Source organism: Pseudoalteromonas sp. SR44-5, from assembly GCF_014163675.1.
Taxonomy (GTDB): Bacteria; Pseudomonadota; Gammaproteobacteria; order Enterobacterales; family Alteromonadaceae; genus Pseudoalteromonas; species Pseudoalteromonas rhizosphaerae.
In genome coordinates this window covers 1-14,205 of record NZ_JACJDT010000003.1, presented here as the reverse complement: position 1 = coordinate 14,205, position 14,205 = coordinate 1, and the positions used below count along the sequence as shown (strand labels likewise).

The 14,205-nt window shown below is 39.0% G+C and carries 10 protein-coding genes; 4 read left to right on the top strand and 6 right to left on the bottom strand.

Annotation, left to right across the window (positions count from 1 at the left end; genetic code table 11):
- Window positions 1-57 precede the first annotated feature (57 nt).
- Window positions 58-1,329, bottom strand: coding sequence for a sugar MFS transporter (locus H5154_RS02195; protein ID WP_149980243.1), 1,272 nt, complete (start codon window positions 1,327-1,329; stop codon window positions 58-60).
- A gap of 214 nt (window positions 1,330-1,543) precedes the next feature.
- Window positions 1,544-3,244 (bottom strand): M1 family metallopeptidase, encoded by a 1,701-nt coding sequence (locus H5154_RS02190; RefSeq protein ID WP_182717239.1) that lies wholly within the window; start codon window positions 3,242-3,244, stop codon window positions 1,544-1,546.
- Between the two features lie 250 nt (window positions 3,245-3,494).
- Between H5154_RS02190 and H5154_RS02185 the strand changes: the two genes are divergently transcribed.
- Entirely contained in the window at window positions 3,495-5,225 is a 1,731-nt protein-coding gene (locus tag H5154_RS02185; protein ID WP_182717238.1) for a hypothetical protein, read from the top strand.
- Between the two features lie 71 nt (window positions 5,226-5,296).
- Here H5154_RS02185 and H5154_RS02180 read toward each other — a convergent pair whose 3' ends face one another.
- The 3 genes from H5154_RS02180 to H5154_RS02170 form a co-directional block, all read right to left on the bottom strand.
- Complete coding sequence (locus H5154_RS02180; RefSeq protein ID WP_024605233.1) at window positions 5,297-5,797, bottom strand: RNA methyltransferase; 501 nt, start codon at window positions 5,795-5,797, stop codon at window positions 5,297-5,299.
- A complete protein-coding gene (locus H5154_RS02175) occupies window positions 5,797-6,294 on the bottom strand; it encodes a YcgN family cysteine cluster protein (protein ID WP_149980241.1) in 498 nt (165 codons plus the stop codon). Before H5154_RS02175 ends, H5154_RS02180 begins: the two co-directional genes overlap by 1 nt.
- A gap of 95 nt (window positions 6,295-6,389) precedes the next feature.
- A complete protein-coding gene (locus tag H5154_RS02170) occupies window positions 6,390-8,210 on the bottom strand; it encodes a DUF885 family protein (protein ID WP_182717237.1) in 1,821 nt (606 codons plus the stop codon).
- Window positions 8,211-8,356: 146 nt separating this feature from the next.
- On the opposite strand from H5154_RS02170, the gene H5154_RS02165 reads away from it, so the two are divergent.
- Window positions 8,357-9,625, top strand: coding sequence for an amidohydrolase family protein (locus tag H5154_RS02165; protein WP_182717236.1), 1,269 nt, complete (start codon window positions 8,357-8,359; stop codon window positions 9,623-9,625).
- 209 nt (window positions 9,626-9,834) lie between these two features.
- Window positions 9,835-12,249, top strand: a complete 2,415-nt coding sequence (locus H5154_RS02160; protein ID WP_182717235.1) for a TonB-dependent siderophore receptor — start codon at window positions 9,835-9,837, stop codon at window positions 12,247-12,249.
- Between the two features lie 47 nt (window positions 12,250-12,296).
- Here H5154_RS02160 and adhP read toward each other — a convergent pair whose 3' ends face one another.
- A complete protein-coding gene (gene adhP, locus H5154_RS02155; RefSeq protein ID WP_182717234.1) occupies window positions 12,297-13,307 on the bottom strand; it encodes an alcohol dehydrogenase AdhP in 1,011 nt (336 codons plus the stop codon).
- A gap of 285 nt (window positions 13,308-13,592) precedes the next feature.
- On the opposite strand from adhP, the gene H5154_RS02150 reads away from it, so the two are divergent.
- On the top strand, window positions 13,593-14,138 hold the full coding sequence (locus H5154_RS02150; RefSeq protein ID WP_169018523.1) for a GbsR/MarR family transcriptional regulator: 546 nt from the start codon (window positions 13,593-13,595) through the stop codon (window positions 14,136-14,138).
- Window positions 14,139-14,205 lie beyond the last annotated feature (67 nt).

The window sequence follows — 14,205 nt, the reverse complement described above, 5'->3', positions numbered from 1 at the left end:
AATAAATGCATTTACAGTGCTGCAAATGCATTTATCTAAAGAGGTTTTACTATTAGCTTAGTTTATTTTTTGTTGCCACTTGCTCGCAAGTTTTACAACATTCAACCCGTACCAAGCGATAAAACAATAGCAAAGTGCTGGGATAATAAAACTAACTTGAATATTCATTGCATCAGCAACAACGCCTTGAATTAACGGTACTAATGCACCACCAACAATCGCTAAACAAAGCCAACCAGATCCTTTACTGGTTAATGAACCTAGCCCTTGAATAGCGACTGAGAAAATTGTCGGAAACAAAATAGAATTAAATAAACCAATCGACAGCACAGCATACAAAGCAACGTCACCTTCAGTGAAGATTGTAATTAAAAGTAACGCAATGACCGCAAATGCATTAAAAGCAATTGCTTTTGATGGTGCAATTTTTTGTAATGCAGCAGAGCCAATAAAGCGCCCTACCATCGCCCCGCCCCAATAATAGGCAATTAATGCGGCAGCGGTATGCTCTTCGAGCCCTGCAATATGAGCTTCACCGAAAAAGTTAACTAAAAAGCTACCTATTGCCACTTCACCACCAACATAACAAAAGATACCTAACACCCCCATAACTAAATGCGGGGCTTGCGTTAAAGAATGACCTTTTGCTTTGCAATCGAGTTCTTCTTTGTGTGATTTGATTTCAGGTAATTTTAAAAATGCAAACACAACAGCAATAGTAAGCAGTGCTGCAGCAAGCATTAAATAAGGAATTTTTACCGATTCTGCTGTCGCCGCAGATGCAGTCAATGAGCCTGCTGCGCCAAAGAACAAAATGCCACCAACATAGGGCCCAATAGTCGTTCCTAATGAATTAAGTGCTTGCGCTAAATTTAACCGTGACGAAGCTGTTTTTTCAGGCCCAAGCGCCACAACATAAGGGTTAGCCGATACTTGTAAAATGGTGACACCACCGGCTAGTACAAATAATGCGGTTAAAAATAGCCAATATTCATGTACGACCACTGCAGGATAAAATAACATACAGCCGATAGAAGCCACGATAAGACCGCTAAGCACACCATTTTTATAACCAAATTTCTTAACCAATATCCCCGCGGGTAAAGAAACAATAAAGTAAGCACCAAAGAAGCAGAACTGCACTAACATCGCTTCCGTATAACTAAGATCAAACACCCCTTTTAAACGCGGGATCAGTACATCATTTAGTACTGTGATAAAACCCCATAAAAAAAATAGAGTTGTCATTGCAGTCAAAGGTAACAGGTAATTATTATTTTGCTGCGGCTGCTCAGTGACAAACGTTTTATTTATATTTATTTCACTCACGTGATTTTCACTCCATTAACAAGTTGTGTGTGATTCTACACATTAGTATAAAAAAATCACAAAAATTAAATTGGAACGATCCACGCATTGATATACAACCGTAACAAATAGTTACTAACGTGACACGTATTTTTGAAACACGTAACAGCAGAGTTACTCACGACGATTGATACCACAGTAAATATCAATTTACTGTGGTATCAATCGCAAAGTATTAATCCTGCTTTTTGTTACATTTAGAAATAATAGGTAAGTAACGAAGAACCTTCATATCAGGATCAACGACTACGTGATCATCTGGATTGATATTTAAAATAATTTTTCCGTCTTGCGGATAATAAACATCCTCTTTACCATTGATAGAGATAGGTAAAGGCATAGGAAAAGGCTTATTATTTAAAGATTTCACATCCCAGTTAAGTGTAATAACTCCATCCACTTGTCGTTTATTTAAGATTGGTAGCTCAGCTTGCTTTAAATAAATATCGAATAGCCAATTATAATTATCACCTGTTAGTTTGTTTACAATATCAATAAAATGTTCTGTATTACGATATCGTGGTTTTATTGGATACTTTATGTCTGAGGTATTATCGATACCATACAATAATTCTCGTGTTGCACGCCAGAATAACTGCTCTCCAATTAACCAACGTAATGTATGTAACGTCCAGCCACCTTTACCATAAATATCCGAGTTAAATGCTTCATCAGAAGTAACTTCTCCTTCACGAACAACTGGCTGACAATTTTTTAACCCCAAATACGATTTGTACATCGTATAGCTATATGCGGCATTGCCAAATTTATTTAAGCTGTAAGCAGGCTGCATGTAAAAACCAAAGCCCTCATGAAGCCAGGCATCATTTAATCTCTCATGGGTCATTAAGTTCCCAAACCACTCATGTGCTAACTCATGCTGTAGTAGCCAATCATAGCCATTTTCATCACGTTTATACTTTTTTCCATAAGCATTAATCGTTTGATGTTCCATACCTAAATGAGGTGTTTCAACAAAGCCTAGCTTTTCATTCCCCCATGGATAAGGACCTAAATGACTTTCAAAAAATTGTATTTGATTGATCAAATCAAAATCGATCAAATCCTCTGCTTTTTGTTTGTTTTCAGGTAAGACCCAAAACTCAATAGGTACCTGTGTACCATTAATACTGGTATATGATTTTTGAATACGTTCGTAGTTACCAATATTTAAGGCTATATTATAATCACTGGCGGGAACAGATAACAGCCAATCAAATTGTACCTTATCATTTTGCAGCTTTTTGACATCTTGCAGCACACCATTAGTCACGGCACTAAGACCGTTAGGAACAGTTAAACGAATACGCATTGAATCCGCTTTATCACTAAAATGATCTTTGCAGGGCCAAAATAAATCGCACCCTTCTCCTTGTACTGCCGTTGCAATCCATGGTTTTCCATCAGACGACTTATCAAATACAAAGCCACCTTCCCATGGCGCATTGTTCGCAATATGTGGCTTCCCTGAATATTGAACTGCAACATCAACCAATTCACCCGGCGTTTTAACTTCCCCTAAGTTAATCGTAATAATACCACCTAGCCTTTTATAACTTGCGCTCTTTCCAGCTACAGTTACATCACTGATATTAAATCGACTGTCTAATTTTAGTTCTACATATTGGTTTGCTTTAAGCATTAAAAATGAGGTTTTACCAATACCGGCTATTTTTTTATCCGTAGGAAAAACTTCTAACTCTAAATCATAAAACTTCACATCACTACTTAACGCAATATCTGACAAAACTTGCCCCGTGTCTCCTACAATAGGATCTAATGGCACTTCGCTTGAGGTGCAAGCAGCTAATGAAACTGAACTTATAAGTACTGCAATATAATTAATTATACTTTTTCGAGAAAAAAGATTATTCATGCTAATCCCATCTATCTTTATTATGAAGTAAGATAGTCACATAACAACAAACAACATTCGATAATTTTGCGTTTAAACAACAAATTATTTATATAAAATTAATAATTTTATATAAATACCGTGCCCTCACTAAAACCAACACTAATAGTGCTTTTCCTCGCTAGGCTACGCACTTTTATGATATCGTTTTACAAAACATAAATACTACAGAACGTACCGCTTGGTACTGATACAAAAAAGGAATTTCCAAATGAACACCAAACTACTTGCTGGTTGCGCAGTTGCTGTAGCGGCGGGTGCAATAATCTATACACAAACTGACAGTTCAACAGCCTCATTAGAACTTGCTCAACTTGATTACGTCCCTGCTGATACTGCTTTATTTTATGGTCAGCTAAAACCATTTCCCTATAGTAAATATTTCAATTTGATTCCAGATCAAATGAAAGGTGCTGACGATTTTACGCCATTGATCGAAAATTTAGCGGCAAGTAACGATAACAATGCACAGTTTTTAGCGTCTCTATTAGATCAATATCAAACATCATTGTCATCTTATGAAACACTAAAAGCAGCCTGGGGATTCGCCGATGATTATAAAGCTCTAGCCTATACAATTGGTCTAATGCCAGTATTACGCTATCAACTTGAAGATGAAACAGCTTTATTTAATACAATTAATAGCTCAGCTGATAAAGCGGGAATTAACTTCACAACACAAACCATCGAAGGTGTTGACTACAACACGTACCCTTTAGTACTTGAAAATGACATTACATTAAACTTAATTGTGTCTGTTAAAGATAACTGGGCTACCATCACGTTTGATACAAAACTTAATACAATTAAAGATTTACGTCTTGCTTTAGCAATTGATAAACCAACAAAATCATTAACGCAAACCGCTAAACTTGAAAACTATATTACTAATTATTCATTTGATGGCCACTCTATTGCGTATATAGACCATGTTGAGATTGCTAATGCTATTACCGCTAGAACACCATCACGCCTAGGTGAAATGCTTGATGAACTATTAAAAGAATTGGGTGATCCAAATGCTTTAGAGGTAGCTAGAACACCACAGTGCCAAAATGACATTACCAATCTTGTTAGTTATTGGCCTGCATCAGTAACCGGTAGCACGTACATACAAGTAACAAACTCTGATGCTCATTTTAAAGCAGATGCTATTTTCCAAAGCACTGCTACAGATATTATTAAAACATTAAAATCTGTGCGGGGTTTTGTTCCTGAGCATACAACTAAACTTGACGGGCAAATGCTAAGCGTTGCTTATGGTGCGGATATTTCAAAAATTCCACCGCTTTTAAATATACTCTCAAGTACATTTAAAAAAGCTGAATTTGAGTGTGCACCTCTTGTTGCTTTACAGCAACAAACTCAAGACTCAAATTTAGCTGCACTATCAATGATGACCGCTATGGCTAATGGTATTCAAGGTGTCAGTGTAAGTATTCAAGATCTTGCTTTAGGAGCCGATGCAAATCAACTGCCACAACTAAAAGCTTTAGACGCGCTAATCACACTTTCTGCGACAGATCCTGATAATTTACTTTTTACTGCTAAAGGATTTTTACCCGCATTAGCGGAGCTTGAAATACCAGAAAACGGCGATGCAATTAGTGTCAATGCTGCAATTCCTTATCCTTTACCTGCTGGCCTTGATATAAGGTTAGCTAAAAAAGGAAAGCATATTGTTTTATTCACTGGTGAAAAATCAGCGGCTATTGCAAATACATTATCAGAACAAGCACTTGAAAAAAATGGATTTTTAAATACCGCAGTTGATCTGAAATCATTAATGACTCCTGTCATCGAAGTATTTAAAATGACAGGACAAGTGATCCCGGAAGAACTTGAACAATTAAAAAATCAAACAATGTCTGTGTATTTTGCAACAGATATAAAAGATGAAGGGATTGTTATTAATTCAGAGATCAAAATTACTAAAAAGTAATAACTTTTTTGGAATTAAACGAAAAAAGGGGCATTAATTGCCCCTTTTTCAATTGTTTAATTCAGTTTGTACTATTTCTGCCATATCATTTTATTATTGGTGTCGCGGCTTTGAATAATCGTTTGATCAGAACTTTCTACACCACCGAGTTTGGCTTGTCGATCGTAAAGAACCACATTACAGGTAGCTGCTAAATTCATACAACCGATTGTGGGGATATACACCACTTCATCGCACCAGTTCAGTACATCTTTGCTAATAGAGCCATCTTCAGGGCCAAAAATATAAAATGCGTTTTCAGGATGAACAAACTCAGGCAAAGGGGTTGCACCTTCTATTAGTTCAATCACCACAACAGTCGCACCTGCGGGCTTTGCTGTTGCTAAATCGTCAACGCAAGTCAGGGGGATGCGTTCAGCAACATTTTTTGTGTCGGTATGAAACTTTTTAGCATTTAAATAACGCGTGCCAGTAAAAAATACTTGTTCAGCCCCATAGCAACCCGCAGCTCTTAACACTGCGCCAACGTTAGAGGGGCTTTTAGGATTGATCAAACCAATCTTCGCAGTCATTAATCGCAATCCCTCGTTGGCCAATCTGCTTCATACAGATCAAAGTCATCTAAAGCTACATCACAATCTTTTACTGTTTTGTCTTTTACAGAAATACCCAATGTATGCATTAGTTCTTTGCTGCCACCGTTATTTAGTGGATGCCAAGACGCTAAACCACGGCCTTCGTGCAAACGGCGGTAACTACAACTTTGCGGCATGAAGAAAATGCTGTCGAGGTTTTCTTTAGTTAATTTTACACATGACGGGACTAATGTTTGTCGATTTTCATACTCACTACAACCACACGTATTATTATCTAAGTATTGGCAAACAATATTAGTAAAAATGAGTTCTTCACCATCGCGAAGTTGATCTGTGGCGGTAAACTCATCTTCATCTTCGCTGTCTATAAAGGTATTTAAACAGCATTTTCCACAGCCATCGCAAATGGCTTCCCACTCATTTTGTGACATTTGCTCAAGTGATTTCTCAAGCCAAAATTGGTTTTCAAACATGGTATAACTCGGTGCCCCTAATAGCGCGCATTTTAGCTTAATTGAGCACCGCGCGCAAAGCTACATTCAGCTTTGCGCTATTTCAAGTTTAAAAGTTAGCGCTGCGTATCAACCCAACGTTTAATTTTCGCTTCTAGTATTGGCATCGGCAAAGCACCATCAATTAAAATTTGCGTATGAAACTCTTTAATATCAAATTTATCACCTAATGCTTGTTTACAATAATCTCGCAGTTCTTGAATTTTAAATTGCCCTAATTTATACGACAATGCTTGTCCTGGCCAAGCTATATAGCGCTCAACTTCTGCGGTTACATCACTTAAAGCCATTGAGGAATTAGCCAGCATGTAATCAATACCTTGTTGACGAGTCCAGCCTTTAGCATGGAAACCTGTATCGAGCACTAATCGCATAGCGCGTAATTGCTCATCAGATAAACGGCCATACCACATATATGGGTCGGTAAATAAACCCAATTCTTTACCTAGGCTTTCAGCATATAATGCCCAACCTTCGGCGAACACTGTGTAACCACCAAATTTTCGAAACTCAGGTAATGACTGAACTTCTTGCTGTAAGGCGATTTGAAAATGGTGCCCTGGGGCTGCCTCATGGATTGACAATGTTTCGAGTAGAAACTTAGGCTGCGCTTTTAAATTAAAGGTATTAATATAAAAAATTCCCGGACGAGAGCCATCCGGCGCAGGTGATTGATAAGATGCTCCTGCCGCAGACTCAGCACGAAAATCTTCAACCGCTTTTACAACGTAATCAGCTTTGGGGGCAATGTTAAATAATTTAGGCACACGCGCGTCAATTTTTAACTTTACGGCTTCATAGGCCGCAATTAATTGCTCAGGTGTATCAAAATAAAACTCATCAGAATCTCGTAAATGAGTAAAAAACTCACTTAAACTGCCTTTAAAACCAACGGTTTCCTTTACTTTTTTCATTTCATTAAGGATACGCGATACTTCTTTTAAACCAATTTCATGAATTTCATCAGCAGATAAACTCAAGGTGGTGTTTTTCTTTATTTGGTATTCATACCATGCTTTACCATTTGGTAAATCGCTATAACCTACTGTTGCACGGCTATTTGGTATATAAGTGGTCGCTAAAAACTCGCTCATTTTTGTATACGCTGGGACCAACTTATCCATAATAAGTGCACTATATTGGTCAGTGAGTTGTTGCTTTTGCGCTGCTGTGAATTGCTCTGGAAGCTGCTTTATCGGACTATAAAATAAAGATTGTTCTGCACTGGTAACTATATGCGCTTGAAATTGCGGTAATAACTTTTCAGCTAATGGCTTTGGTAAAACAATACCTTCATTTACCCCTTGCTGCATAGCATCTTGCACACTGCTTAACCAACTTACAAAACCTTCAGCACGCGCGACGAAATTTTCATAATCTTGGTAGCTTGCAAATGGCTGCGCACTTTGCGCCGATCCAAAGCCTGCAAACGTATTGTGAGCGCCAGACATTTGGTTAATTGGTAATAAGTAACTCGGGAATTGAAAACCTTCGATTGTTAATGCTAAATCCCGTGCCAGTATTTCATAACTTAATAAGGCTTGACCGGTTAACTGCTGCTGGTCAATCGCCGCTAAACGTTGCTGATAATCTTTATAAAAAGCAAGCTGCTGAGCTCGGTTTTGCTCGGTAATCGGTGCTGTAAATTGGTTGTTGTATTGGTTATAGCCAATATAAGTGGCATCAAGAGGGCTAAATTGCAACGAATCCACAAAGTACTGCTCAACCAAGCTATTTAATTGTTGTGTTGTTGCGCTGGCAGTTTCACTTGTTAATGCTGATTGTGGCTTATTTAAATTATTATTAGCCGTATTTGAACACGCAGACAAAGCGCTGAGTACACCAGCGACAAGCAAGGTTAACTTAAATTTTTTCATAATGATCCCTGAGTATAAGAAGTTAGCGCAAGTATGCAGCTTTCAAATCGCTAAATAAAGAAAATACGATACTTATCGCGTTTTGTTTACAGCCTAAAAACTGCTTGCTACATTGCTATATAAAATAATCAAAAATTAGAAAATAAATGAATAAATTATCACTTTCTGTCCCTTTGGGCTTACTGTGTGTCAGCGCTTTTAGCGCACAAGCAACAACGTACGTTAGTGCTAAAGCAATGCTAGACGTAAATAATGGCAAGCTTATTAATGCACCGCTTATTCAAATTGATGACGGTATCATTACTAAAATCAGTAGTGGCACCATGCCAACCCTACAACAAGGTGATGACCATATTAAGTTGCCCGAGTTAACCATTCTGCCTGGCCTGATGGATATGCACGTACACTTAACCAGCGATCCAACAGTCCCTCGTAGTGAACGTATCGGTCAGTCAGTGCCACGTAAAGCGATTAAAGCGGCCTATTTTGCAGAAAAAACCTTAAAAGCGGGCTTTACAACTTTACGTAACGTGGGCGCCGAAGGTTACAGTGTCATTGCAGTACGTGACGGCATTAATGCAGGCGATATTATTGGCCCACGCATCTGGGCTGCTGGTCCCTCTTTGGGTGTAACGGGTGGTCACTGTGACAACAACCGTCTACCTCCTGAAATGAAATACACTGCCGAAGGTGTGGCTGATGGCCCATGGGCTGTTCGTGCAAAAGTACGCGAAAACATCAAGTACGGTGCCAATGTTATTAAGTTTTGCGCCACTGGCGGAGTATTTTCTAAGGGCACAAAAGTAGGTATTCAACAGTATTCATTAGAAGAAATAACTGCCATTGTTGATGAAGCACATATGCGCGGTTTAACGGTTGCTGCACATGCACATGGTACCAGTGGTATTACCGCAGCCATTAAAGCCGGTGTAGACAGTGTTGAACATGTCAGTTTTGTTGACGATGAAGCAATTAAACTGGCAAAAAAACACGGCACTTGGTTTTCAATGGATATTTATAACACTGAGTATACCCTCACGTTTGGTGAGCAAAATGGTGTAGCCGAAGAAAACCTAGCAAAAGAGCGCCAAGTATCTAAAAAGCAACGCGACAGCTTTAGCCGTGCCGTAAAAGCGGGTGTCAACATGGTATTTGGTACCGATGCCGCAATTTACCCACATGGTGATAATGCAAAACAGTTTTCGAGAATGGTTGAGTTTGGCATGACGCCACTACAGGCTATTCAAGCAGCAACGATTAATGGCGCAAAACTGTTAAAAGTTGAAAATCAACTAGGGCAAATTAAAACAGGCTTTGCAGCAGATATCATTGCCGTTAAAGGCAATCCACTGCAAGACATAACCTTGCTAGAAAATGTAGCATTTGTGATGAAAGCAGGTGTTGCTTATAAATAAATGTGTGGAGTTAGCGTTAAGCTAACTCCATCATTAAGCAAGGGTTAAACTAACAGCTAACTAAATACGTTGTTAATATATTAATATTTTGAAAGCAAAAGGTAAGCAGCTTGGGGTAGGTTTAAATAATTGCCTTTTTTAGATAATTAAAACTTGAAATACAAATGCCACACATTATCATTACGAAAAATTTTTTAATGGTAATGACTATGACAACGCATAAATTCTCTCTAATTACCCTAGCCTGTTTAACAGCATATAATGCAACTGCGGCCGAACAATCCGATCTTGAACGCATCACGGTTTATCAAAAGCAAAATCATGTTGTATTAAATTCGGGTTTAGCAACAAAGTCTGATATGTCGTTAATGGAAACACCTGCGCCTATTGTTATCGTCGATCAAGAGCTTATCAACTCGCAAGGCGTTGATAACTTACAAGACTTAGCCCGTAATATCAGTGGTGTAACCCAAGCAGGTAATAACTACGGAATTGGCGACAATTTAGTGATCCGTGGCCTTGGTGCAAATTATACTTATGATGGTATGTATGGCGGTGCGGGCCTAGGAAACACATTCAATCCAACTCGATCACTAACCAATGTGGAGGCCGTAGAAGTATTAAAAGGCCCCGCCACTGGTTTATATGGCATGGGCAGCGCAGGTGGCGTAATTAACTTGATTGAAAAAAAGCCACAGTTTACCGAGCAGCACAACGTACAAGCGGAAATTGGTCAATGGAATACCTATTCATTATCAATTGATAGCACCAATGCAATTACCGAAAATCTAGCATACCGAGTTAATGCAAAAACAGCACGTAGTGATGGCTACCGTGATTTAAAAGATGACCGCGATGAAATCTACGGCGCATTAAAATATGTGTTTAATGACCGCCAAAATATTATGATCTCAGCCGCTTATATTAAAGATGCCATTGCAGTTGATTCAATTGGCCACCCTATCCGTATTTATAATGCGCAGTCGGTAAATGGCAAAACCGCCGGCCAAGTGGCTGCGGATGATTTAGTCAATGATCCAACCACTGCTGGGCTGCAATTATCTGATGCGCAGCGCCAACAATTAGCGAATTCACTTGCAGCGTCTGATGGTTTAACACCGTATAAATTTGGTCATCGCGGTATTATCTCACCCATGGCAAAAGACAACGAAGGTGAAGAGTTACGCTTTAAACTTACTCATAATTACTATATAACTGACAATTTATTTTTAAACCAACAACTGCAATACCGTAATTATGAGTCAAGTTTTGCACGTCAAACAGGCGCCTATAATTATGTTTATTGGCGGCAAAAAAATGGCGTCATAAATCAAGACCCTCGTGCGCCATTGGTAGTTGATGATGTACTTTATCCATTTGCTGCACGCCGTCAAGAATATCGCCAAGTAGAGGCCGATGAAAAGTCATGGCAATACTTTGCAGATTTACGCTATGACTTTAGTTTAGGTGATATAGAAAACGAATTTTTGGTCAATGCTAATTATGAAGACCGCGATATACGCTTCACGCAGTATTCTATTTGGGATAAAGACTATATTCTCAAAGATAAAAATGGCGATATAACCTATCAAGGCTCTTTACCCTATATTCTAGATATTCGTACACCGGTTTGGTCAGACGGGCAATTTAGCGACTATGATCCGCTTAAAACCAGTAACTATAGTAAAAAAGTGCAAGCATGGGGCTTAGGACTGCAACATGTTGCTTATATCAATGACAGCTTCACAACCCGTATTGGTGTTGCATACAACGAAATTACTCAAAAATATGAACATTTAGGTGTTGATGCACGTTACCGGGCCAGTGCCGCTGCTGCGACGCCAGAAGCAAGTACCTCGGATAATGGTTTAACCTATAATTTAGGCGCGACATACAAACCGACTGATGACCTGTCTATATTTATAAATCATTCGAAGGGTCGCACTGCGTATAGCGTTTTAGGCTCTGTTTCAGGCAATGAAGCTGACCGTGATGATGCGCAATCTCTTAGTACTGATTTAGGTATAAGAGTAAAAGCCTTTGATGATCAGGTACTCGCCTCATTAGTGGTATTTGACACTGCACGTACTAACTTAGAATATGTAAACCCTGCCTATGATGATACAAAGCCAGATCCATCGGTACCAAAAAATTACTTTGATGGTGAAGAAAAAACCCGTGGTGTTGAGCTTGATTTAAATGCCTATTTAAATGATCAATGGAAGGTCAATATCAATGGTGTTTATCAAGATGCACGTGATCAGAAAAACCCTAATGTGAGCACATTTGCTGCCCGTCAAAAAGGTGTGCCTTATGTAACAGCAAGCACATGGTTAACATACAGTGCTCAGTGGTTTGAACTAGCCCAGCCACTAAAAGTAAGTGCAGGTGTTAAGTACGTGGATGACCGTAGTACTAACTCGTCATCATTCGGCATTCCTGATGGTTATGTACCAAGCTATACTATTTATGATGCTGCGTTAAGTTATAACACTGATAAATGGGGCTTACAGCTAAATTTAAATAATTTGTTTAATAAAGTTTATTACTCAAAAGCAATGTTTTTAGGTGGTATGCCAGGCGAAGAACGCAATGCGAAACTAACTTTGAGCTATAAGCTTTAAGTTATAAGCTGTAAAAGCGCACAAAATGCTTGTGCGCTTTTTTAACTTTATATAGTGACTACTATACGGCCATTAATTTCACCTTTGAGCATATCGTCAAATATGTCATTGATATCTTCAAGACGTTTTTCTTCAATAATTGCTTTAACTTTGCCCTGTGCAGCAAACTCTAAACATTCTTGTAAATCTCTACGTGTGCCAACAATTGAGCCAACAACAGCAACACCATTGAGTACAGTATCAAAAATAGGCAACGGCATATCCTCTGGAGGCAGACCAACTAACACGCATTTTCCACCACGGCGAACACTCTTATAAGCTTGCTCAAACCCCGGCTTGGATACAGCGGTACATACCACAGCATGTGCGCCCCCTACCTGCTCAAATATAGCCTCACTAGGCACACATTCTTTAAAGTCCAGTGTGATATCTGCACCTAACTCTTTTGCTAAAGCCAGTTTTTCAACACCAGTATCCACTGCAATTACATTAAAGCCCATTGCCTTTGCATATTGCACCGCAAGATGCCCAAGCCCACCTACACCAACAATAGCGACCCATTGTCCTGGCTTAGCACCTGACACTTTTAGCGCTTTATAGGTTGTAACACCGGCACAAAATAATGGCGCAGCTTCTGAAAAACCTAAGCCTTCAGGGATCTTTACAACATAGTTCCCATCAGCTAAGCAATATTCTGCGTAACTACCATTAACTGAGTAACCCGTATTATGCTGAGAAAGACATAAGGTCTCTTTACCTTCTAAACAAAATTCACAATGACCACATGCACTGTATAGCCAAGGAATGCCAACACGATCACCAATTTCCAAATGAGTAATATTACTACCCAGCTGTTCGATCACTCCAACACCTTCATGCCCTGGAACTAACGGCATTTTAGGCTTTACTGGCCAATCACCATGACAGGCATGTAAATCAGTATGACACACACCACATGCGGCTATTTTAACTAAAACATCATTGACTCCAACGGTTGGAATGGGTAAGTCTGAAATTTCTAATTTGCCTTTGTAAGTACTATTAACGGCTGCTTTCATTGCTCGTTCCTTGTTGTTGCGAAGTTGTTATTGAGTAGTTGTTAAGAAATTAGTTGTCGTAAATTAGTGTACACCTTACGCGACTCTAGATGAGCAAAAATTAATCTAAATCAAACTTTAGTGATATAACTTGTTCTGAACGACTAAGAACGACTATTAGTACCAACACATAATCCCATAGGCTTGATTCAGCCAAGGAAAATTCAGCGTATTGCTCAGTAAATCTTGCTAAACATATTCAGCGTGCTAGCATTAATTTCATTATTTATTGAAACTTGAGAAGCAATGACGCTATCAGATAAGAACTTTGCCTTTGTAATGCACTGTGGCGAAATGGGCAGTCGTTGGGGTTTTAATCGCACCATTGGCCAAATGTGTGGTTTATTGATCATAACCAAAGAGCCAATGACAGCGAACGAAATCGCCGACGCCCTGAGTATATCTCGCGGTAATGTCAGTATGGGTATCAAAGAATTACAATCTTGGCGCTTAATTAAAGTGCAGCATATTCCAGGTGACAGAAAAGAATACTACGCACCCGCTGGCAGTATTTGGGATATGGCAAACCGCGTATTTGAAGAGCGTAAAAAGCGTGAGATTGACCCTACTCTCAGTTTACTCAGAGATAATTTGCTAGAGCCTGCAACCAACGACGATGAAAAGTTTGCCCAGCAACAAATGCATGAAATTCATGATCTACTCGAAACCGTCACTAAGTGGTCTTCAGAACTACAGCGCTTAAGCCCTGAACAGCTACAAAGCTTAATGAAGCTAGGCTCAGGTATTGGTAAAGTACTCGACTTTAAAGATAAGATATTGAAAAAATCGTAGCAGCGATTTTATATCGCGACTGAGGTTCTAGGTTCTAGGTTCTAGGTTCTAGGTTCTAGGTTCTAGG

Excerpts from the sequence above, each read along its gene's own strand:
- H5154_RS02165 (WP_182717236.1), top strand. The coding sequence starts at position 8,357 with ATGAATAAATTATCACTTTCTGTCCCTTTGGGCTTACTGTGTGTCAGC.
- H5154_RS02185 (WP_182717238.1), top strand. The coding sequence starts at position 3,495 with ATGAACACCAAACTACTTGCTGGTTGCGCAGTTGCTGTAGCGGCGGGT.
- H5154_RS02190 (WP_182717239.1), bottom strand. The coding sequence starts at position 3,244 with ATGAATAATCTTTTTTCTCGAAAAAGTATAATTAATTATATTGCAGTA.
- H5154_RS02170 (WP_182717237.1), bottom strand. The coding sequence starts at position 8,210 with ATGAAAAAATTTAAGTTAACCTTGCTTGTCGCTGGTGTACTCAGCGCT.
- H5154_RS02160 (WP_182717235.1), top strand. The coding sequence starts at position 9,835 with ATGACAACGCATAAATTCTCTCTAATTACCCTAGCCTGTTTAACAGCA.
- H5154_RS02180 (WP_024605233.1), bottom strand. The coding sequence starts at position 5,797 with ATGACTGCGAAGATTGGTTTGATCAATCCTAAAAGCCCCTCTAACGTT.
- adhP (WP_182717234.1), bottom strand. The coding sequence starts at position 13,307 with ATGAAAGCAGCCGTTAATAGTACTTACAAAGGCAAATTAGAAATTTCA.
- H5154_RS02150 (WP_169018523.1), top strand. The coding sequence starts at position 13,593 with ATGACGCTATCAGATAAGAACTTTGCCTTTGTAATGCACTGTGGCGAA.
- H5154_RS02175 (WP_149980241.1), bottom strand. The coding sequence starts at position 6,294 with ATGTTTGAAAACCAATTTTGGCTTGAGAAATCACTTGAGCAAATGTCA.